The following is a 22,373-nucleotide window of genomic DNA, read 5'->3' as shown; positions in this document are numbered from 1 at the left end:
TCATCTCCTGAATCCCTGGCGCACATTGCGCAGCAGCCGGCCGCCAACCGAGAACAACCCCAACCGCGCCAGACAATCGCCATACCATTTGATCATCTTGAACTTGCCGCTCAGGCTGCGCCGCACGATGCGCGACGAGTAATAATTGAACGCCTGGGCGTTCTCCGAATACAGCGAGGCCAGCAGGTGTTTGCAGGCGAACCCGCTGATATGCCGATCGCTGGGGCTGAGGAAGGTATTGATAAAGCGATCGCTGGCCTCCAGATTAAGCTTCGCCGTCATGCGCCCGTAGCGCCCTGCGTCGAGAAACACCCCTCCGCCGGCGTCGTGCGCCACATGCGCGCCCAAATTGGTGGCATTGACCAAAAAACCCCAATCCTGATGCTTATTGAGGAACTCGGGAAATAAAAAGCGGCGATCGCTTTTTTTACGTATGCTGATGGTGGATGAACGAATATCGCCCATTTCCAGAAAAAGAAAATCTTCGCCGGAAGAGCCGGATTTGTAGTGGAAGTTGAAGTCACGTACCGAATCGCCGCTCACCTCCGCATAGTTACCGAAGATAATATCAATATGGCGATCTTCATGTTTATTCATGCGGCGGATAATATAGTTGGTTGTGAAGTAATCATCAGAATCGAGAAAAAACACGATCTCCGATTGCGCCAACTTGATGCCTAAGTTACGCGATACCGCCGCATTGCTCTTCTTTTTTTTCTCGTGCAGCATCACGTTGCTATTGGTTGCTGCTATCTGGCGAATATATTTGATATCATCCTCGTCAGAGCAATCATCAACCAAAATCACCTGATAGTCGAACCCCTGGCAAGCGTTGAAAACCCGCTTCAGAGTTTTAGGCAGATAGCGTGCACTATTGTAAATAGGGATCACGATCGAGAAATCCATTTCTTAACCCTCTAATTTAGAATTTATCATTTCTTTTCCACGGCAAAGCAACAATAACGACACGTTAAATACCGGGACCAAAAAATAGGTTTCCGTCAACGTTGTTAACAGGAAAACCACCACCACCCAGCGCATGAATCGACTCAGCTTGCGCATGTTACCCAACAGGTGAAAATAACAGAAAAGCATGACGACAGAGGCGATGCCACCGGCCGAATAAAACATGGCAATGAAGAAGAAATCGACGGGTTTATAAGGTTCTATATTCATGCCGAACAGCGGATTGGGTAACCCCACCGACTGAAACATCTGCCAGGAGAACCAGACTCGCCCGGTCAACGCCTGGTTCAAGAGGACGTCCAATGCCGGATTGCTGCCCCAGAGCATAACGCTGGCGAATTGAAAGCCGACAATAACCAACGTCAGCACGATGCAGACTTTTCTATTGGGGGCGACACGCAGCAGCGGCGCCAGCCAAAACAGCAATAACATCAACAACGCCAGCATAAAACAGGTGCGAGAATAGGAATACATCAGCACCGGGAGAATTAACGCCGATACCGCCAACGACGCAATATTTTTCATTCCACGCGTTAATTTCGCATGGTCGATCAGGCACAGCAGTGTGGCGAACAAGGCAAAAGAATAATACGCCAGGGTATTCGGGTTATCGAAACCCAGCGTTAATCTGTTGCCGTAACGTTCATCAAGATAAACAAACCCATTGGTGTAAAAGCTATAGGGAATGACCATCAGCAACCCTGCCACCACAAAGGCGACAGCAAACATTTCAGCGCCACGTCCCATGTCTATGCGGCGAAATAAAATGATCACCGCCGTGCTGAATACCGCGCCAAACAGATAATCCCCATGCCCGGTGGCAATATTAACCAGAAACAACAGAGCCAAAAAACCCGCAACCGCTTTTTCCGCCAGCGTAGCGATAAAAAATGCATAACCGACATAGAGCAACATCAGGCCATTAAGCCCCATCACGGTTTTATTAATCAGCTCGCTGTTGAACGATCCCGAGGTCAGGAAAGTTTTCACGAAAAACATCAGCAGAAAGGTCAATACGATGGATTGATTGACTAAATCCCGCGACTGATTATAACCGGGGTTGGCATGCATTTGAAAATTGGAGGCGACTCTTTGCATAAGTGTTTACTCAGTAAAATAACTGCCCCATTCCTGCTCAATGTTTTTCGGCATCAGCTTGCTTAACCCCGCGCCAGGCGTAAACGTCAACTCACCGAAATACACCTTCTCGCCGACCTGGTAGAAATCCACGCGGACATAAGAGAACTGCTGCGCTGCCTGGCGAGCCAAACGCGTCATTTCGTCCAGCCGCGTAGGGCGCGGCATCGGTTCGTCGGCATTCGGCAAGCTGATACGGATTTCGGTGCGGTTCCAGTCGATATCGAAAATATCGCGCCGATGAGTGCCGAAACGCTGATAATCCACCTGGATGAACATGCGAATTTCATGATTGTCGTTGAAACAATGAAACTTGATATCGTTCGGCACCTGCTCGCCATCCAGCAACAGGCGCTCCACCATGATGCAGGGTTCGATATCCAGATAATGCTTTTCGCGACTCTGCTCGTAAAAGTTGCTGCGCATCCACGCGTTGCTGAGATCGTACAACTCCGCGTAGCTAACCTGCCGCTTGTCGAACACCAACCGGTTATAACCGCTGCCGTGGTTGGCCTTCAGCACGAAGGCGTTGGGCAATTGCCTGAACATGTCGTAGCTGAGCTCAGTGCCATGCGCATACAGTTCCACCAGATACTCCTCGCCCCACAGACCGGCGATAAATTCACGTACCTTGAACTTGTCCGACAAGGTGGTGTAGATGCTGCGCGGATAAATTTTGCGACGCATGATCTTTTCGCTGAAGCCGGTCGGTTTTGACAGGTGCGGCAGCTTCTTGAAATAGAGCGCGTATTTAACCTGATGGTGCCAGGCATCGGGCAGGCGCTTGGAAATGTTTTTAACCAGGATGTTTAACATGTTCTCTCCTTAATTTGCTGACAAGACGCGGCAAGCAGTAAAAACAGGTCAGCTGCAGTCGGGTAATTTTTCCGCCACGGAATAAACTGTTCAGCACGAAGAACGAAATGAACTCCGCCAGCAGCGTAGACACCGCCGCACCGATCAGGCCGTAGCGCGGGATCAGCAGCAGATTCATCACCACGTTCGCCACGGCCACCAACGGCATCTTGATGGCGATAAAGCGATAGCCGGCGAACAGCACGATGCTGCGGTACGAAACCGTCCCCATGACCGAGAACAGCGAGGTCAGCGTACAAATAGCCAGGATGCTGGCGGCCGGTTGGAAAGCGGCACCGTACAGCAGCGCAATGGCCGGGTGAGCGAACCACCATAGGCCCAGCAACACCGGCAACGACAGGCCCAAGACCACCAGATAAAGCACCCGGATACGGTATTCCTGCTCCAACGGATCGCGACAGCTGGCAATGCCCGGCATCAATGAGGTGATCAGCGCCATCGGCACGAACACCCAGCCTTGGCTGAGGGTGGTGGCAGCACTGAACCAGCCTACCGCCTGCTCGCCGACCAGATTGCCCAGCATGATTTGATCGATGCGGGTATAGATCACTATCGACAGGCTGGAGATGGCCAGCGGCAGGCCCACCTTGAGCAAATAACGGCCATAGCGCCCGGCCTGGCGCGGCGTAACCCGCGGCGAGGCCGCAGCTTCCCCACGGAATAACCAGAGGCGCGCCAGGTAAGGTACGGCGCTGCTGAGGATGTAGGGCACCGCGAACCACACCAGCGGCAGCGCGGCGCTCACCAGTGCCAGCCGCAGCCCGATCGACAGCAGCAGCGCCAGGTTGTTGATCAGCGTATTGCGTTTCGACTGCAGGCGGGCATCGTAATAAATCTTGTACACGTCCTGAATCGAGAAATAGGCGCTGACAAGCAGCAACAACGTCATCAGTTGGCTGGCGGGCGATTGGCTGAAATAGCTCCATGTCAGTATCGGCAGCGTCACCGCCAGGAACAGCCAACGGCGCAGGCGTATTGACGCCAGCATCAGGCGAATGCCGCTCGGCTGTCGGCGGGCGACGCGGTTGAAAATGATGCTGTCGGCGCCCAACTGCACCAATGGCACCACGATGGCAATCGTCGCCAACAGATAGTTGAGCGCGCCAAACTGCGCGGGCCCCAGATAGCGCGCAACGTAAATGGAGACGAAGATGCCGGACAGGCTGAGCGAAACGCGTTCGAGCATCAGCCACAGGGCATTGGTGATAATGGCCTTCACCCGCTTATTCCCCTGCCTGTGGGCGATCTTCCCGATGGCTTGGGTAGGCGAAGTTGTAGTAGCTCATGTCGGTTGCCGCCTTTTTCACCATGCCGTTGAGGATCACGCCCTTGATCCCCACCCCATTCTGTTCGAAACGGCGCATGCTGGTTTCAATCTGCTTGACGGTGTTGACCTCAAAACGCACCACCAGCAGTGAGGTGCCGGCGTGATTGCCGACGATCGCCGCATCCGTCACCGCCAGAATCGGCGGCGTATCGATCAGCACCAGATCGTAGTTTTGCCCGGCCCAGCGCAGAAAATCGGCGAAACGGCGGTGCATCAGCAGTTCGGACGGGTTCGGCGGCACCTGGCCGCGCGGCACGAAGTCCAGATTGGCGATGGCGGTTTTCCGCACCGCCTGTTCCGCCATCACGTTGCCCACCAGCAGGTCGGACAGGCCCTGATGCCCGTCATCCGCCAGCCAGCGGTGCAGAAAGCCTTTGCGCATATCGGCGTCGATCAACAGCACCCGCTGCCCGGCCTGCGCCACCACCACCGCCAGGTTGGTACTGGTAAAGCTCTTGCCGCTTTCCGGGCTGGCACCGGAGACCATCAGAATGTTGTTCTTGGCCTCCATCATGGCGAAATGCAGGCTGGTGCGCAGGCTGCGGATCGCTTCCACCGACAGATCCGTCGGTTCGGCCACCGCCAGGATCGGCAAGCGCCGGCCGCCGGATTTGGGCAGCAAATGACGCTGTTCGCGGTTGCGCTTCACCTGCCACGGCGACAGCGGTACGGTGGCGTAGACGTTGATGCCCCGTCTCTCCAGGGTATCGATGTCATTGATGCCGCGATGGAAAGCCGCGCGCAACAGCACGACCGAGGCGGCGCCCGCCGCGCCCAGCAGCAGCGCCAACAGCACGATCAACGCCTTTTGCGGCTTAATCGGCCGGATAGCGGTTTCCGCCTCGTCGATGATGCGAACGTTGCCCACCGTGCCGGCCTTGCTGATGCTCAGCTCCTGCTGCTTGTTCATCAGCTGCATGTAAACCTGCTGATCCACCTGCACGTCGCGGGTGAGGCGCAGGATCTCCTGCTGCATTTTCGGCAGCGTCTGCACCTGTTTACCCAGCCGCGCCTTTTCCGCCTCCAGCGTGGCGCGCTTTTCCAGCAGCGCCCGGTAAGCCGGGTGCGCGCGGGTATAGAGCTTGGAGATCTCCGCTTCCTTGAAGGTCAGCTCGTTGAGCTGGGCCTCGAGCTGCACCTGCGTGTCCAACACCGATTTGGCTTCCAGCGACAGATCCACCGAGTCGTTTTGCTGGCGGAATTGATTGAGCTGGGTTTCGGCGTTGTTCAATGAGGTTTGCGTTTGCGGCAGCTGCTCTTGCAGGAACGCCAGCATACGCTGCGTCTCTTCCGTTTTGCGATCCACGTTCTGCTGCAGATAGTTATCGGTGATGTTCTTCAGCATCGCCTCGGCATTCTGCGGATCTTCGCTCGGCAGCGTAAAGGTCATGATGCCGCTGTCCTTGCCACCCGACGCCACGTCCAGGTATTTACGCAGATCGTCCACCGCTTTTTGACGCGCGACTTTGACCACGGTAAAGCTGGCGCCCGGCGCCGCGTCCAGCGCCGAGACGGTCATGTTCCAACCGCCCTGCGCCACCGGCTGCCCGACCACGCCGCTGAACAGCTTGTCGCCGTCATGGCTCAATTCGTAATGCTGTCCGTCGCGCACCGTCAGCGTCAGCGTTTCGTCCAGCATGTCCTCCGGCGTCGTCAGCGTGGCAATGTCCAGGACCGGCGGCTTTTCGCCGCTCAGCCGGGCAAAGCCTTTGCCGAACACCGGGAAATAGTCCGGGCTGACGCGCACCGTCAGGCCGAGGGCGTCCACCGTTTTGCCCAGCACGTAGCGTGACTTGACCAGCGTCACCTCATCCTCCGTCGCCGAACTTTGCCCCATCGAGCTGTCCAGCGTTTCACGCAGCAGCGAATCGCCGGACAGCTGCTTCTCCACCTGCACCACCGCCGTGGCCTGGTATACCGGGGTGGCCAGCAGGGCGTAGGCGACACCCAGCACGCCGGCCAAACCGGTCACGGCGGCGATCCGCCAACGGTTATCCCACAGCGGCCCGATCAGGCGCTCCCACTCCAGCTTTTCATCTTGTTCGGCCACCATCACGGACAGCGCATTGTTTTTCATCTTCTGTTCCTTATTCACCCTGCGGAGTTACCAATTGCGCACGCGCAAGGTCGCCTCGCTGAGATCGTTAAAGCTGCTGATGGTCGGCACCAGCTGGCTGATCAAACGGTTCCAGCGCGCGACCGGCGCCGCAGTGACGTACACGACGTCGTAAGGTTGCAGCTGAAATTCAGCGCCCATCGCCAGCGCGCTGGCGTCTGAGAGATCGAACTGATACAGCGTCGCCAGCCGCTGCGGCGTTTTACCGCCGCTCGGCCGGATCACGAACACCCCGGTCGCATCCGCCACCGTCTGGCTGATCCCTTCGGAAGATCCGAGGGCTTCGGTCAGGGTCATGCCGCTGCGATCCATCTTCAGCGTCGCTTGCTTACCCACCTCGCCCATCACGAACACTTTCAGTTCGTCATTGCGCGGGATGTAGAGGATGTCGCCCGGCTGCAGCAGCGCGTTCTGGCTGATGTCGCCGCGCTGCATCAGCGCCTGCAGCGAGATAGCCCGCTCCTTGCCCTGATGGGTCAGCACTACGTTGCGCCAGTCGGCGTTGTCCGTCAGGCCGCCGGCGGCGTTGATCGCGTCCAGGATGGTCAACGGCACGTTGGTGATCGCCTGTTGGCCGGAGGTTTTCACTTCGCCGGTCACGTAAGCCTTCTGCGAGCGGAAAGCGGCGATGCTGACGTCCACCTGCGGGCTTTCCACATACTGCGCCAGACGGCCGGCAATCAGGCTGCGCACTTCGGTGACGGTTTTGCCCACCACCGCCACGCGCCCGATATAGGGATAAAAGATCGTGCCATCCGCATGCACCCAGTTGCCGGTGTCGCTGGCGCTGCGGTACTGCCCGGCCGGCGTGGTCAACTCGGGGTGATCCCAAACCGTGACGTTCAACACGTCGCCGACGCCGATGCGGTATTGATAACTCTGCAACCGCTGATCCAGCGCCGGGTTCGGCCGGGCGACCGGTTCTACGCGCCGCATTTTCTGCAGCAGCATCGGCGACATGCGATAGACCTGTACCTGGTTATTCAAATCGAAATCGTCGTCCTGCTGCACGACGATGGCTTTTCCACTGGTCGGTAAATGCGAGCCGGGGACCACCGTACAACCGCTCAACAGCGCGGAGGTGCAGACCAACGGCATCAAAAGGGCCAAATGAAGATTCATGGAGGTACCGTGATAAACGGGCTGCTGCCGCAGCCCGTGAGAGGATTATCGGCCAACGCTGGGGTTGTCGCGGAGTACCGTTGCCTGGCGCGGTTCACGCAGCATGGCGAAATAACCGCAGAAACAGAGCAGAAACGCCACCAGCATCAGGCTTTCCTGCAGCTTCAACACTTCGCTGCAAATGCCGACGCAGGCCAGCGTCACCGCCAGCATGGTGCTCATTGCCAGCGCCTGGCGCGCATTGAGCCCGCGGCGCATCAAAATATGGTGTAAGTGATCGCGGCCCGCTTTGAAGGGGCTTTGGCGGCGCAACAGGCGGCGCACCATCACAGTCACCATGTCCATCAGGGGAATGGCGATCAGCCACAGCGCGGTGACCGGGCGCATCACCGCCTGCGGCCCCTGCGTCGCCAGCAACACCAGCCACAGCACGCTAAAGCCGATCACCATGCTGCCGGCGTCTCCCATAAAGATCTTGTTGCGCGCACCGAACAGACTCAGGTTAAACAGCAGATAAGCTGCCAGCGCGACGATCAGGCCCAGACACCACAACGCCAGGTCTTCCCGGCCGCCCAATCCGAACAGGATGGCCAACGCCACGAAGGTGACGCAGGACAAGGCGCCCAGCTGCCCATCGATGCCGTCGACCATGTTGTAGGCGTTGATTGCCCCCCAGACCGCCAGCGGCGTAAGCAGCAGCGCGCCATAACCGAGCATCACTTCCTGATGGCCCCAGACATAGCCCAGTGAGGAAAGCTGCATCCCTGCCGCCAGCATCATCGCCAGCGCGATCCCTCCCTGCACCATGACGCGCGGCGCCACGGGCAGATCAAAGCGGTCATCCAGTACGCCCAACACCACCAGCGCCGTGACGCACAACAGATAGACGGCGCTGTCGGGCAGCCAGGCGGGTTGCCACAGCGTCATTAGCATCAGCGTCAGGTACACGGCGATGCCGCCGACCAGCGGAATATGCCCCAGATGTTGCTTGCGCGCATTGGGCTTATCCACCAACCCCACCACCAAAGCGGCCCGGCGGGCAATAAGCACCCAGGCGACCGCCAGCACAAATATCACGCTCAGTTGATATAACATCGTTCCTCCAGCGAATAAGCACGCTACCGCCCTTGAGTTACAGCTCCCAATGCGCTATTAACAAAAACAAAATTGATCCTGCCAGGATATAAGTCAGCATGAATTAATCCTGAAAAATGCAGATTTATCCGCTTTTCGGCGGAAAGAGGTAAATAACGCCAGCGTGCGATTAAGTTATCTCTCAGAAAACTCATGCTTAATGGTTCTTTCGATTGCCGAATCAAGTTCTACCGGCGCCACGAAATCATTCCGCACACTACTTTTAAATTGCGTTCTGGCGCAGAATTTCTGCACTCTGACGCGGCTGATTGGGAATTTTTTGCGACTTATTTTACTGACAACATCCAAGGCGGTTGCGCCGCATATGCCTACGGCATAGGGAATGCGAATCGTCTTATTCTCTCTGCCCAGGGAAGAGGAAATAACGTCGACCAACTGATTCATCGTAAAGTCCGGTTTATCGACGTAGTTGCTGACCTGATACGTTGACTGTTGATCCAGCGCATGTTCCAGCCGCGCGGCAATATTTTCAACGTAGGCCATCGACTTCATATTATTACCGCTGCCAATCATCACGAATCGGCCGCTGGCGATCTGGCGGAACAGGTTATACACGTTGCCGCGGTTGCCTTCCCCGAAAACCACCGTCGGGCGGATGATGGTCAATTTGTTTGCGCTATCCGCCTTGCGCCAGGCTTCATAAACATATTCCGCTTCGAGCTTGGACTTGCCGTAATGGTTGAAGGGCTCGAAACGCCCCCCTTCATCGGTTTCCTGTTCAACGAACCCGTAAACGGCAACCGAGGAGGTGAAAATGATTTGGCGAATATTCAATGCGGAGGCGGTCATGCAGACATGGCGTGCGCCTTCGACATTGACCTGGTAATAGAGCGAAATAGGATCGACATTGTCCTGATGCTCCGCCGCCAGATTAATGATGGCGTCACAGCCCGCCAGCGGTTCTTGCAAGGTCTGGGGCTGCGTCACATCGCCATACTGATAGAGCGCCGGAAAATGTGCGCTGGGTTGCTTGTCAACGATGACCAACGTCAGGTCGTCGCGCTCACTGAGACGTTTCGCCAGGCGTGTTCCGATAAAACCGGAACCCCCGATAATAGCTACTTTACGCTTATCCATAATTTGTCACTCAGCAGGTTTCTCATTATTCCTGTCACCGCAATGGAAACAGGGCGCTAATATGCGTTAGGTAATGAGTTCCAGACTGGACAAATCGAACCTGGCTTTCAAATAACAAATAATGAAATAAAAGATTTCATCAAATGTAAAATTATCGCTAAAGATAAAACCTCATTCAGCGTTAATTTTTAACATCGTAAGCAACTTGATATTGCAAGGTTTTATTCGGCAATATGAGATTAATCCGACCTTTACCCGGCGTAGAAGAGGTCTCATATTTTACCGGCAATTTAAGCTGCCCTTGCTTAGGATCGACACATTCGATGGTCGCCTGTTCCATGCTCTCGCCCTGGTACAGGCAGAACAGGGTTTGCGGGCTGTTGGTATGGGGATTATTCAGCGTCAGCGTCAACACGACGCGCGTGTTGTTCTGAATATCATTGATCACCGGTGGGCGAGTTTGGTTACCGAGCACATATGAAAAATGTGAAATAACCAGCAACGAAGCGAATACCGTCAGGTATTTCACTACGCGGCTGGCAGGCATGCTGAAAAAGCGACGCACTGCCGCCGGATTCTTTTCCTGCACCGGTGCTTTGGCTGATTCCATCGTTGCGACAGGTGCAGCAACAAGGGGCGATTTACGCGGCTTATCTATTTTCTCTTCGTTGATTTCAGGCGATTCACTTTCGTTTTCGGAAAGTTCCGCTTGAATATCAGCGCCAATATCATTGCCGTCATTTAATATATCGTCGTCAGCGTAGTCCTCATCTTCGGATATAAAGTGAAAAACGGCTTGATTTTCCACCTTGTAACCCAAACGAGGAATGGTTCTGATAAGCGTATGTTCCCCATCGCTAATTTTCTGACGAATAGATTTAATTGTTTGATTTATCGTTGAATCTGAACAATACGTTCCTTTCCAGATATTTTCTATAATTTCCGTTCGGGTAACCAGTTCTGGTGATCTGGCGACAAGCAGCGAAAGAATTTGATACTCCTTCCAACGCAGACGGAATTTCTCCCCGGCAGGAGTCAGAACATCGAGATTCCTAATCTTTATTCTTTTATCAAGATTCACTTTTAATTTCCTTAGCGTGCCTGTCCTGCACACTTTGTATAGAAATATCAAAAAATGTTCAAGAAATTAAATGTAAACTCAACAGGTTGCATCCATTGGATATTGGCTTTTATAAAAATTTTCTGATTTCATTTTTTACATTAGGCCTTATTAAGAATGTTATGTTTATCCAAACGACTCTTTTTCCCTGTTGGCAACATGGATTTCTTTCATGATTACCGTAAAATTCAAACTAGCACCCAATTGATTTTAAAAGAAAAAGCCAGCAGTGTTGTTTGATTGTTAATCGAATAAAATTGTGAAATTTCATTCCGCCACGTGAATTCATCCTGTTTTTCCACCTAATCTGATTGCCAGATAGACTACAAAAAGCCGGAAAAAACAGAATGAGAGTTGTCTGATTTAACCCCGGTGCTCATTCCACTGGATGGGCGCAGCACCTAAGACAAAACCCTATAGATGATCTTATAACAATCGCACTAATTATGCCTCACCCTCCCGGAAATTTCATTTAACCTGCGGGAAAGGCATTAATGATTTAATGCAGGAATACTCTCAATAAAAAGAAAAAACCGTGCAAATAATATAATCCGTTTACGCGAAAGCATTCTGACATTGAGAGATAGTGCTATAAAAAAAGAAAAAAACGGTAATCGGGGATGAGAATTTTACCTAAAGACAGAAAATTTCACTGAGGAGGAGAGAAGAGATGACTCGGAATGAACGAAATATCCCTCCCCTGTCGGGAAGGGATAGAGAAAGCCGTTTGATACTCAGGCCTTTTTCTTGCGGCCATACACCGCCCAAGTGATCACCACGCACAGGATCATTTTTACACTGATGAATGTTCCGTTGCGCTGCCCGGATTACACCAGTGTCAGCAAGCGCGCAAAGTCGGTTAATGTCAGTTTCAAAACGTTCACCCGGGGTGAAATCGCGCATCTGGTGATTGATTCCACCGGGCTGAAGGTCTTCGGTGAAGGCGAGTGGAAAGTCAAAAAGCATGGCCAGGAACGCCGCCGTATCTGGCGTAAGCTGCATCTGGCAGTTGACAGCAACACACATGAAATCATCTGTGCAGACCTGTCGCTGAACAATGTGACGGACTCAGAAGCCTTCCCGGGTCTTATCCGGCAGACTCACAGAAAAATCAGGGCAGCATCGGCAGACGGCGCTTACGACACCCGGCTCTGTCACGATGAACTGCGGCGTAAGAAAATCAGCGCGCTTATCCCTCCCCGAAAAGGTGCGGGTTACTGGCCCGGTGAATATGCAGACCGTAACCGTGCAGTGGCTAATCAGCGAATGACCGGGAGTAATGCGCGGTATAAAACACCAGGAACACTTTCATCGCCCCCGCCGGCGAACCGGTCATCGCCAGCGAGGTGCCGAACGCCTGAGGAATGAAGAAACCGCCGGCCGCGCCAATCGCCGAGATAAAGCCCAATGCGGCAGCAGAGTCCGTCACCGCTTCACGCTGCGCGCTTTCATCGCTGCCGCCGGCCGCTTTGACGCGATCGACAGTGATTTTACGGAAAATGACGGCAATCATTTGGAAAGTCGAGCCGCTGCCCAGCCCCGCAGTGAGGAACAGCACCATAAAGATGCCGTAGAAGGCGATGAACGAACCTCCCTCCCCCGCACTCGGCAAGGTCAGGAACAACAGCGCGGCGAAAACGGCCATGACCACAAAGTTGATCAACGTCACCCGCACGCCGCCGAAGCGGTCAGACAGCGCACCGCCAACCGGTCGCGCCAGCGCCCCGAGGAACGGCCCGAAGAACGCGTAATGCAGGATCACCACGTCCGGGAACTGCGTCTTCGACAGCATGGCGAAGCCGGCGGAGAAACCGATGAAAGATCCGAAGGTCGCGAGGTACAGCAAACTCAGCATCCACAAATGCCCGCGCTTAAGCACCGGCAGTTGCTGACGTAATGATGCCTTGGCCGCCGCCAGATCGTTCATGCCGAACCAGGCCGCCAGCGTGGCCACCAGCAGGAACGGCACCCAGATCCAGGCGGCGTTTTCCAGCCACAGTTGGCCTCCCTCTGCCTGATTTTGCGCCGTACCGCCAAACAGGCCGAACAGGCTGAAAGAGATCGCCAGCGGCGCGACCAGCTGCATAACGCTGACGCCCAGATTTCCCAACCCGCCGTTAAGCCCCAACGCACCGCCCTGACGCGCTTTCGGGAAGAAGAAGCTGATGTTGGCCATGCTGGAGGCAAAGTTGGCGCCGGCGAAGCCGCACAGCAGGGAAATGATGACGAACACGCTGTACGGCGTGCTGCTGTCCTGTACCGCGAATCCCAACCACAGGCACGGCACCAGCAGGAAACAGGTGCTGATGGCGGTCCAGCGGCGGCCGCCAAACAGCGGGATCACGAATGCATACGGCACGCGTAAAATAGCGCCTGAAACCGACGGCAGCGCCGTCAGGAGGAACAGCTGGTCGGTAGTGAAAGTGAAGCCCACCTTGTTCAGGTTGACCGCGACGGCGCTGAACAGCATCCAGACGCAGAAGGCCAGCAGCAGACAGGGAATGGAAATCCACAGGTTGCGGGTGGCAATACGATGGCCACGCTGCTGCCAAAAGGCGCTGTCTTCAGGACGCCAGTCCTGAATCAGCGCACCGGTTTTCTTTGATGAAGGCGTTGCAAGTTGCGACATAAAAACCTCAGATACGGGGGATCATTCCGCACACCCTAGGGGGCGGCCCCGGCGGTAAAGTTGATGTATATCAACCCGAATGCAAGTAGTTGGCGCCGCAAATAGCGCCCTCATCCCCTTAGGGGTACGCCACAACTAAAAATTAAATCAATTAAAATCAATACATTGAAAATAAAACTCGCATCACTTTCATCGTCCTGCCCCCCCGCCGGAAACTAATGGGTACTTCATTCGAGGTATGGGGTTATGCTCAGGGATAATCAAAAATACGGCTGAATCGTTACTTGTTTACCTCCATCGCCGCCTTCGTCCCTGAGCCTCAGCGGCGCCAAACGCCAGGAATCCGTGCTTATGAAACGCCTGTTGGCCCCGCTTTCGATCGTGAATCAGGTCGCCCTGCTGATGTTGCTGTCGGGCATTCTGGACGTGGCCGGCATGGGGATTTCCGCCTGGATGTCTCAGAGCATTCAGGGCAATGCGCACGCCATCAACAAGGCCGGCTCGCTGCGTATGCAAAGCTACCGGCTGCTGGCGCAGGTGCCGCTGGATGAACGGCATGAAACGTTGATCCGCGAACTGGAGCGCGACGAAAACAGCCCCGATCTGCAGCGTTCGGTGGAACAGGAAGGGCTGACGCAACCTTTCGACGCCCTGCGCGACTATTGGCAACAGACCCTGCAACCTCGCCTGCGCAGCGCGCAGCGCCCGGCCGACGCCGCGCCGCAGGTGGCGCACTTCGTGCAGCTGCTGGATAAGCTGGTCTCGGATATCGACAGGCAAACCGAGCGCCGCCTGCTGATGGTGACGCTGGTGCAAGCCGGTTTCATCGCGCTGACCCTGCTGCTGCTGATCGGCACCACCTGCTACCTGCGCCGCCGGTTGCTGCATCCGTGGCGACAGCTGGTGGAGATGGCGTTGGCGGTGGGCCGCGGCGACTTTAGCCGCCGCTTCGCACAGCGCGGCCACCAGGATGAAATGGCGTCGCTCGGCGGCGCGTTGAACACCATGTCCGACGAGCTGTCGGCCACCTACAGCGGGCTGGAGCAGCGCGTGGCCGAGAAGACCGCCGACCTGCAGCAGAAGAATCAGGTGCTGAGCTTCCTCTATCGCGCCAGCCGCCTGCTGCACGCCAGCGAACCGCTGTGCAGCCGCCTGACGCCGCTGCTCAATCAACTGCAAACCCTGACGCCGCTGCGCGCCATTCAGGTACGGCTGTACGAAAACGACAGCCGGGAGCCGCTGCTGCAGCTGAGCGGCAACCAGCCGCTGCGGCCGGAGCATTGCCATAATCCGGTCTGCAGCGCCTGCCTGAACGACAGCGACCGCCAGCATCCCGACAACCCGTCGCTGAGCTGGAGCCTGAGCGACAAGCTCGGCGACTACGGCGTGATCGTGGCGCAGCATGCGCCGCAACAGCCGCTGAACGATGAGCACCGCCAGTTGATCAACACCCTGGTGGAGCAGTTGACCAGCGTGCTGGCCATCGAGCGTCAGGTCGACCACCAGCAGCAGCTGATGCTGATGGAAGAACGGGCGGCGATCGCCCGCGAGCTGCACGACTCTATCGCCCAATCGCTCTCCTGCCTGAAAATGCAGATCGCCTGCCTGCAGATGCAGGGCGAAACGCTTTCGTCCGCCAGTCAGGCGCTGGTGCAGCAGATGCGCGAAGAGCTGAACGGCGCCTATCGCCAACTGCGCGAGCTGCTGACCACCTTCCGCCTGCAGCTGACCGAGCCGGGCCTGCTGGCGGCGTTGCAATCGACGGTCGCGGAGTTCAATCCCAAACTGGGCCTGACCATCCATCTCGATTATCAGCTGGGGCCGCGCACGGTGCCCGCCTACCAGGCCATTCACCTGCTGCAGATCGCCCGCGAGGCGCTCAGCAATATCCTGAAGCACGCCGCCGCCAGCCAGGTGAGCATTCAGGTCATCAACAAACGGGGCGAAGTGACCCTGAGCGTATGCGACAACGGACGCGGCCTGCCGGCCGAGACGTCCCGCCCCGATCATTACGGCTTGATCATCATGCGCGATCGCGCCAAGAGCCTGCACGGCCGCTGTGACATTTTACCGCGCAGCGGCGGCGGCACCGAGGTGCGAGTCAGCTTCACGCCGGATAACCACGCCATCGACTAACGGAGACACCATGACGACAGAAACCGCCGCCACAATCTTACTGATCGACGACCACCCGATGCTGCGCAACGGCGTAAAACAGCTGATTGGCATGGATGCTCGCCTACAGGTCATCGCCGAAGCCAGCAACGGTGAGCAAGGGGTCACGCTGGCAGAACAGCACGATCCGGATCTGATCCTGCTCGATCTGAACATGCCCGGCATCAACGGGCTGGAAACGCTGGATCGCCTGCGCCAGACCGACCTGTCAGGGCGCGTTGTGGTGTTCAGCGTGTCCAACCATGAAGACGACGTCGTCAGCGCGCTCAAGCGCGGCGCCGACGGTTACTTGTTGAAAGACATGGAGCCGGAGGACTTGCTGAAGGCGCTGCATCAGGCGGCGGCCGGGCAGATGGTGCTCAGCGAGACGCTGACGCCGATCCTCGCCGCCAGCCTGCGGGAAAACCGCCCCAGCGCCGATCGCGATATTCAGCAATTGACGCCGCGCGAGCGGGATATCCTGAAGCTGATCGCTCAGGGGCTGCCGAACAAGCTGATCGCCCGCCGCCTGACCATCACCGAAAGCACCGTCAAGGTACACGTCAAACACCTGCTGAAGAAGATGAAGCTAAAATCCCGCGTCGAGGCGGCCGTGTGGGTGCTTCAGGGTAAAAACGGTTAATCGCCGCCGTACAGCGGCCCGGTTTGCGCCGGAATGGGCGGCGGCGTCAGGGTTTTGATCGGCGGCAGGCCCGCGTCTTCCCCGGAGGTCGCGGTCAGCGGCGGCGCCACTTTCAGCTCTATCCAGTTCGAGGTCACGCGCTGCTGTTTATCGTCTTCCAGCGTGACCGACAGCCGGTAGCTGTTGGCGGCGCCCGGCGCGTCGTCCCATGGCGGCACGATCGCCGTCCAGCCCTGCGGATCGTTGGCGTTATGCGGCGGCGTCAGGCTCAGCGCCTGCGTATCCCCCTGCCAACTGACGTGAGAAATTCCGTTCAACGCCTTGATTTCCAGCACCAGCGGCACGGTTTCTCCCGCCTGCAGGCTCCACGGCGGCGTGGCCAGGAACACCTGCAGCGTCTTGCGCTGGCGGAACTCCAGCACCGGCACGTTCTTGCGTTCGATAGGATCGTAACGGCTGCCGCGCAGCGACTTGGCCTGCGCCACATACTCCGGCGAAATCTGCTTCACCAGCGGCACCCCAAGCCGATAGCTCAACGCCAATTCAACCTGCTCCTGGCTCTGCCCGCCCGCGCCAATCTTATGCAGCGCCTTCATCGTCACCAGCGGTACCGGGGTGTAATTGAGCCCCAGCTGCATGGCGCGCGGATCGTTTTGCTTTTTACCGCTGCCGAACAGATCGACATTGTCGCCCAGGTACTGCTCATAGCTGAGCGAACCGCCGATCTGGCGGTAAAACGGCAGATAGCCTTGCGTCGTGATGTCGTAACCGCGCGCCGGGCGGCTGAAAAACACCCCATTGCCGGGCTGCTGCGACAGCGCCGACAGCGGATAATAATAGTTGGTGGAGAAACGCAGGTAGTCTCCCCAGGCTTCCGCACCGACGCTGCCGCGATTGCGCTGCCGGGCGAAATCGCTGTCGAGCGCCGTGTTATACCCCAGCAGCCAGTCGCCGACGATCCAGCGCTGCCCCAGCGCAAAATTGCCCAGCGCCCCAGCGCTTTGCTGCAGCCAGCCGATCTGGCTGTAGGTCAGCAATCCGTCGACGTCGTACAGCGGGCTGAATAACTGCCCGTTGCTGCCGGTAAAGTCCCCCTCCCCGGTCATTTTCAACGATAGCCGCGCGGTGCCCAGCGGCGACAACAGTTCCTGCGCCTGTTGCTGCAGCGTGTCGGCCGCCTGGCCCAGCAAATAATCCTCGGCGCGGCTGCGCATCTGCTGACGTGAAACGTTGTTCAGATCTTTCTCGCCGAGCTGTTTGGCCATCTCGGCCCACTGTTTTTCACGCGCGGCGTCGTCGGGCGCACCACCCAGATCCGGCAAGTTCTCGGCCGGATCCGCGGCTTGCTGTTCGGAAGAAATAACGGCGTCCGGCGCCGGCGGGGATTCGGCGCACACGGGCACCATGCCGGCCAGCCACATCAGCGGCCCAGCCAGCCAGGCCGCCTGGCGACGGCGCCAAAATCGTTTTTGGGTCTTGATAAATCCTGTCTGAATCACGTCTGTCATGACACCGTTGGCTTCTCTCCCTCCTGGATCGCGCCAACCCACTGCTTTGCTATCGCCTTTCCCGCGACATATCTGAAAAATCTTACGTCCCGGCCTGGCGGGGACGCCTCTCCCTTAAAGCCTAACGGCTTGGCGAACAGAAACAATAGGATAAACCCCAATCGCCCCCAGTGACGCCGTCACATCACACCATTGACTCGCCCCTCTCCGAACGCAGGTGAATTCACACTCTTTTAGCGCCGATTTTGCCGATAAAACGTGCAGTAACGCTGCGAGCCGACACGTAGCGGCTTGTTTCGCCATGCAATACGTAAAGCCGCGCTGCGCGCAACCGCGCATATCCCGCAGGCCGCCGCATTTCACCCCGGTGAAATACGCATTTTGCCGTTATTTTAAACATCTTTTTCACGACTGACGGAACCCTGATGTTTCTTTCCTCACTGTGGCACGTGCTGTTTTTCACCGCCCTGCTGTCGGCCGGCCTGCTCGCCTTCTCACTCATCACCCGGCTGGAGCGAACGGTAGCCGTACGCGCCAACCTACCGAAATTGCGCCGCCGCAGCCTGCTGTTGACGGCTCTGGGGTTGGCGTTGGCGACGCTGCCTTTCGACCTGTCGGCAGCGCACCGGCTGTGGTTGCCACCGGCTGCGGCGCTGCTGATCGCCCTGGCCTGGCTCGACGGGCGCCACCGATGGCTGCCGGACCGGCTAACCCAGCCGCTGCTGTGGGGCGGGCTGCTGTGCAACCTTGACGCCCGCTGGGCACCGCTGGATGATGCGGTTATCGGCGCGGCAGCCGGTTACGGGGCGCTGTGGCTCCTCAACGCGCTTTATCGGCAGGTGCGACGGCGTAACGGCATCGGCCAGGGCGATTTCAAACTGTTGGCGGCGCTGGGCGCCTGGCTCGGTTGGACGACGTTGCCGCTGTTGGTCTGCCTGGCGGCGGCGTTCGGGTTAGGCCTGGCGGTAAGGCGCGGCCGGCACCCGCGCCGCGGCTGGCGAACGCCGCAACCTTTCGGTATCGCCTTGGCGGCGGCCGGCTGGCTGCAGCTCTTGATGGGCGCCGACCAAAGCGCGCTGACGTTGTTCCGTTAGGTCTTCAGCGCCTCGATCAGCCGATTGAGTAATCCGGCCACTTCTGCCGTGCTGGCCGTTGTCGGATTGGCCAGTGGCTGGACCGCCGTGAGCCTGGTCGTGGATAACATCTCGTCGCTACGGATTTCCAACGCATCGGAGGGGGGCGCGCTCAACGAAGCGCCGTCCGGCCGCCAGTAACTGCCGCGCGTAGTCTGCACCTGATAACTGCCAAAGCCGAAATCCTTCTCGACGCGATAATATATTTCGCAGCTCAACGGCCCGGTGCGCCGCAACATAAAGGCGCTTTTCGCACTATAGCTGCCTCTATTGACGACAAAGGCGGTCGCCTGCGAAGACAGGTCGAACGTGATATATAAATCGCACGCCAGCACCTTGGTGCTTACGCCCTGCTGAAGCGTAATGTGCGTTGTGGGTTGCCGATCCGGCGCGGTCAGGGTGCCTAACAAAGTCCACGATGGCTGTTTCGAGATATTGCGCGGCAAATGATTGCTGGTGGAGGAAGGGGCAATAGCCCGCTCCCCCAGACTGTACATCGCTTCGACCCCGCTTAAAAACGACGTGACGTCGACGGTGCTTTTGCCGGCCACCGGGACGCCGCCGTTATAGACGTTACTGAAGGTTACCTCGGTATTGTTGTTGCAGGCGGCGATCGCCACCGGGAAAGGCGTTTTCGAACCGCTGTAAAGATTCAACTGACCGATATCCCAACGGGATTCGTTGATGAACCGGCACAGCACGCCCCCGCTCTCCACGTTCTGCGCGTCCTGGATATTGATATTGCCTATCGTGCCCTGGGCAAAGTTGGTGGACAGCACGCTGACACTGGCGGCGCGCTGCGTATTGCGGTTCTCACAGCCCAATGAATTTATCGTGCCGTTAAAATCTTTGAAATTGTAGATATCGCCGATGCAGTCATCCGCAGCCAACGAGCCGACCGTAGAGTAAAATCCTGAAATTCTGAACGCGGTGCCTTTGGCGCGAGCGGCGTAGAGCCCGTCGATAAAATTGGTGGTGCCGGATTTGTTCATCCACAGCACCCCATCCCCCGGGCGATTGGCGTTAGCTTCCATCTGCACGTTCACCAGCCAGTTAATGAACATGTCGCCCGACACAAACAGCGAATAACCGCCCACCTTGGTGTAGATGTCACGGATATCAAACTTCGTCATATTGAGATCGCTGAACCAGACGCCGTGGGTATCGTCTGCGCCGGTATCATCCCGCAACGTCAAGCCGTGCAGGGTCAGATTGGCGAAGCCTTTCACCACGATCACCGCTTTCTTGGTTTCGCCTTGTTCATTGGTATAGCTGCTGTCCGCGGTCTTGACGATTTTGGTCGCCCGCCCCAATCCGACCACCCGCAAACCGATGCCGCCGTAGATGTCCGTTGTCGTCTGAATGAGTACGTGCCCGGCGACCGTATACACCCGTTTGCCCAGGGACAACGTGCCGCCGGCTTGCAGCGCCGCCGCCGCCGCTTTGTTGATCGCCGGCCCCCAGTTGCTTCCGTCGCTGTCCTGATAAAACTGTTCCGGCGTCACAACCTCACCGGTGGCGAGCAAGGTTGCTGCGCGCTCCACTGCAGCGTTTCCGTAATTGTCCATAATATCTCCTGACGTGATGTGTCCGCATCATTGCGAACGACCGCGCTGAAAGGCGTAAACACCGCCGCCTTTCAGCGCCAATCTATCACCGCCACATGAGCACGTTATGAAATTTCATTTTATTTCACCTTGATACAACATCTCGCGTTTCGCGGTTGCAACAGCACGCGATTTCACCGGCTGTCGGCCTTTGGCGCGCCAGAAAGCCCGGCCAGGCGCGCGGCGCGGTCGCTACTTACTCACCCGGTCCAGATACAGCATGCTGTTGGCGATATCCACCCGGGCATCTTCAACGTTGTCCCGCAATGCCACCAGCGTTTGCCCCTGCAGAGCCACCACATAGGGTGAACTGACCTGCAGTTCACGTTGCAACGTGACGTAACGTGCGCTGCGCGCGGCGCTGTTGCCCTCCGCGGCCGCGGCACGCGTTTCCGCGCTGATGGCGGGAATGCCCCACTGGGTGCGCCAGGCCAGGGTTTTCGGCCCACCGGGCACGTTGTAGGCAAAGGCGCTGGCGTTGGTGTTCGGATCCAGGTAGTCGGCGCCCCAGTAGGTAAAGATTGCCTGAAAATCACGGCCGCGCATCTTGCCCCACAGATCGCTCTCCACCACCGGCTGGATATCCAGCCGCAGCCCGGCCTGCGCAAAGCTGGCCTGCAACGCCTGCGCGATGTCGGTATACGGCGGCTGGTTGATAACGATCAGACTGATGCGCGTCCCTTCGGCGATGCCGGCCTCGCGCAGGATCTGTCTGGCTTTGTCCACGTCGAGCTTAAATGGCCGATCGTCGAGCGCCCCGTCCAATCCCTGCGGCAAGAAGGCCTGATGCACCCGATATTGCCCTTTCAACAGCTGCTCGGCGATGCTCTGATAATCCACCAGCCAGCGCGCCGCCTGCCACAGTGCCGGATTGCCCAGCGCCGGGTTGTCTTTGCTGCCGGTGTTGAAACCGAGGTAATAGACCCGGGGCGCATCGGCCTGCTCGATGCGTACGCCCGGCGCATTGCGCAGCGAGTCGAACTGATCGGCCCCCAGATCGTAGGCCACGTCGGCATCCCCTTTCAGCAGCAACAAACGGCGGGTGCCGGCGTCGCTGACGTTCTTGAACAACACCGTTTTCAGTCTGGCCGGCGACGGCGCATAGTCGTTGCGGCCGAACAGCAGCGCCTCGTGCGGCACATAGTTGCTTACCCGATACGGACCGCCGCCGGCGGAATGGCTGCGCAGCCAGGCATTGCCGTAGTCCCCCTGCTGCGCGTGCTCGTTCAGCAGCTTCTCATCCACGATCGAGGCCACGTTCGCCGTCAGCAGCCTCAGCGCCAGCTCGCTGCCGATGTTGGCGGGCCAACGGAGCTGCACCTGGTTGTCTCCCACCTTTTTCAGCTGCTGCTCAACGTTATCCGGCGTCCAGCCAAACTCGCCGAGAATAAACGACGGCGCCTTGTTCAGCTTCACCGCGCGGACCAGCGAGAAAATGACGTCTTCGGGCCGCAGCGGATTGCCGGAAGCAAAGCGTTGCTGCGGTTTCAGGGTAAAGGTCAGGCTGCGGCCATCGGCGCCCGCTTGCCAACTGCCTGCGGCGTCCGGCGCCAGCTTTTGCGGCGCGGCGCGATCCGGTGCCACCAGGCGCTGATAAAGGTTGACCAGATTGGCCGAGCTGACGGTTTCAAAACTCTCCGCCGGATCGAGGCTGATAATGCCCTCCAGCGAACTGACCACCACCAAGGTATCCTGCGGGGTGGCGGCCTGCGCACCGAAAGCGGCCGCCAGCGCGCCGTACAATAAAGTTGGGATTAACCGTTTCATCAATACACTCTCCACAATCACGCGGTTGCGCTGTTT

General features: G+C 57.6%; 16 protein-coding genes and 1 pseudogene. 4 read left to right on the top strand and 13 right to left on the bottom strand.

Going from position 1 to position 22,373, the window contains the following annotated elements; translation table 11 throughout:
* From GF111_RS23795 to GF111_RS23755, 9 genes are all read right to left on the bottom strand, one after another.
* Positions 1-906, bottom strand: a complete 906-nt coding sequence (locus tag GF111_RS23795) for a glycosyltransferase family A protein (protein ID WP_147191346.1) — start codon at positions 904-906, stop codon at positions 1-3.
* 3 nt (positions 907-909) lie between these two features.
* Complete coding sequence (locus GF111_RS23790) at positions 910-2,064, bottom strand: hypothetical protein (RefSeq protein ID WP_060433281.1); 1,155 nt, start codon at positions 2,062-2,064, stop codon at positions 910-912.
* 6 nt (positions 2,065-2,070) lie between these two features.
* Positions 2,071-2,919 carry an ATP-grasp fold amidoligase family protein gene (locus tag GF111_RS23785; protein WP_038877335.1) on the bottom strand — a complete coding sequence of 283 codons (849 nt, stop codon included), beginning with the start codon at positions 2,917-2,919 and terminating at the stop codon, positions 2,071-2,073.
* Complete coding sequence (locus tag GF111_RS23780; RefSeq protein ID WP_038876976.1) at positions 2,900-4,198, bottom strand: flippase; 1,299 nt, start codon at positions 4,196-4,198, stop codon at positions 2,900-2,902. Before GF111_RS23780 ends, GF111_RS23785 begins: the two co-directional genes overlap by 20 nt.
* A gap of 4 nt (positions 4,199-4,202) precedes the next feature.
* Positions 4,203-6,383, bottom strand: coding sequence for a polysaccharide biosynthesis tyrosine autokinase (locus GF111_RS23775; protein ID WP_047730498.1), 2,181 nt, complete (start codon positions 6,381-6,383; stop codon positions 4,203-4,205).
* A 27-nt stretch (positions 6,384-6,410) separates the two neighbouring features.
* Positions 6,411-7,544 (bottom strand): polysaccharide export protein, encoded by a 1,134-nt coding sequence (locus GF111_RS23770; protein ID WP_038876972.1) that lies wholly within the window; start codon positions 7,542-7,544, stop codon positions 6,411-6,413.
* Between the two features lie 45 nt (positions 7,545-7,589).
* Positions 7,590-8,639 (bottom strand): UDP-N-acetylglucosamine--undecaprenyl-phosphate N-acetylglucosaminephosphotransferase, encoded by a 1,050-nt coding sequence (wecA, locus tag GF111_RS23765; RefSeq protein WP_047730496.1) that lies wholly within the window; start codon positions 8,637-8,639, stop codon positions 7,590-7,592.
* Positions 8,640-8,813: 174 nt separating this feature from the next.
* On the bottom strand, positions 8,814-9,776 hold the full coding sequence (locus tag GF111_RS23760) for an NAD(P)-dependent oxidoreductase (RefSeq protein WP_047730495.1): 963 nt from the start codon (positions 9,774-9,776) through the stop codon (positions 8,814-8,816).
* Positions 9,777-9,957: 181 nt separating this feature from the next.
* The gene (locus tag GF111_RS23755) at positions 9,958-10,857 is read right to left on the bottom strand and encodes a transcriptional regulator (RefSeq protein ID WP_047730494.1); all 900 of its coding nucleotides are present in this window, start codon (positions 10,855-10,857) and stop codon (positions 9,958-9,960) included.
* Between the two features lie 828 nt (positions 10,858-11,685).
* On the opposite strand from GF111_RS23755, the pseudogene GF111_RS23745 reads away from it, so the two are divergent.
* A pseudogene (locus GF111_RS23745) lies at positions 11,686-12,189 on the top strand (IS5 family transposase); the annotation flags it as partial.
* Here the strand turns inward: GF111_RS23745 and GF111_RS23740 are convergent.
* Positions 12,152-13,525 carry a NarK family nitrate/nitrite MFS transporter gene (locus GF111_RS23740; RefSeq protein ID WP_224217766.1) on the bottom strand — a complete coding sequence of 458 codons (1,374 nt, stop codon included), beginning with the start codon at positions 13,523-13,525 and terminating at the stop codon, positions 12,152-12,154. The pseudogene GF111_RS23745 and the gene GF111_RS23740 sit on opposite strands and share 38 nt — an antisense overlap.
* A 351-nt stretch (positions 13,526-13,876) precedes the next feature.
* Here GF111_RS23740 and narX point away from each other — a divergent pair, with 351 nt between their 5' ends.
* Positions 13,877-15,661, top strand: a complete 1,785-nt coding sequence (gene narX / locus GF111_RS23735) for a nitrate/nitrite two-component system sensor histidine kinase NarX (protein WP_147191194.1) — start codon at positions 13,877-13,879, stop codon at positions 15,659-15,661.
* Between the two features lie 10 nt (positions 15,662-15,671).
* Positions 15,672-16,322, top strand: a complete 651-nt coding sequence (narL, locus tag GF111_RS23730; protein WP_016927346.1) for a two-component system response regulator NarL — start codon at positions 15,672-15,674, stop codon at positions 16,320-16,322.
* On the opposite strand, the gene GF111_RS23725 is transcribed toward narL, so the two are convergent.
* Positions 16,319-17,830 carry a YchO/YchP family invasin gene (locus GF111_RS23725; RefSeq protein WP_055313071.1) on the bottom strand — a complete coding sequence of 504 codons (1,512 nt, stop codon included), beginning with the start codon at positions 17,828-17,830 and terminating at the stop codon, positions 16,319-16,321. The two genes, narL and GF111_RS23725, sit on opposite strands and share 4 nt — an antisense overlap.
* 425 nt (positions 17,831-18,255) lie before the next feature.
* On the opposite strand from GF111_RS23725, the gene GF111_RS23720 reads away from it, so the two are divergent.
* Positions 18,256-18,924 carry an A24 family peptidase gene (locus GF111_RS23720; protein WP_038876957.1) on the top strand — a complete coding sequence of 223 codons (669 nt, stop codon included), beginning with the start codon at positions 18,256-18,258 and terminating at the stop codon, positions 18,922-18,924.
* Here GF111_RS23720 and GF111_RS23715 read toward each other — a convergent pair.
* Complete coding sequence (locus tag GF111_RS23715) at positions 18,921-20,531, bottom strand: hypothetical protein (RefSeq protein WP_038876955.1); 1,611 nt, start codon at positions 20,529-20,531, stop codon at positions 18,921-18,923. The two genes, GF111_RS23720 and GF111_RS23715, sit on opposite strands and share 4 nt — an antisense overlap.
* Before the next feature lie 231 nt (positions 20,532-20,762).
* Positions 20,763-22,337, bottom strand: a complete 1,575-nt coding sequence (locus GF111_RS23710) for an ABC transporter substrate-binding protein (RefSeq protein WP_047730490.1) — start codon at positions 22,335-22,337, stop codon at positions 20,763-20,765.
* Positions 22,338-22,373: the final 36 nt, after the last annotated feature.

The organism is Serratia sp. HRI (assembly GCF_010119335.3).
Taxonomy (GTDB): Bacteria; Pseudomonadota; Gammaproteobacteria; order Enterobacterales; family Enterobacteriaceae; genus Serratia; species Serratia nevei.
This window is presented reverse-complemented; position numbering and strand designations above follow the sequence as displayed.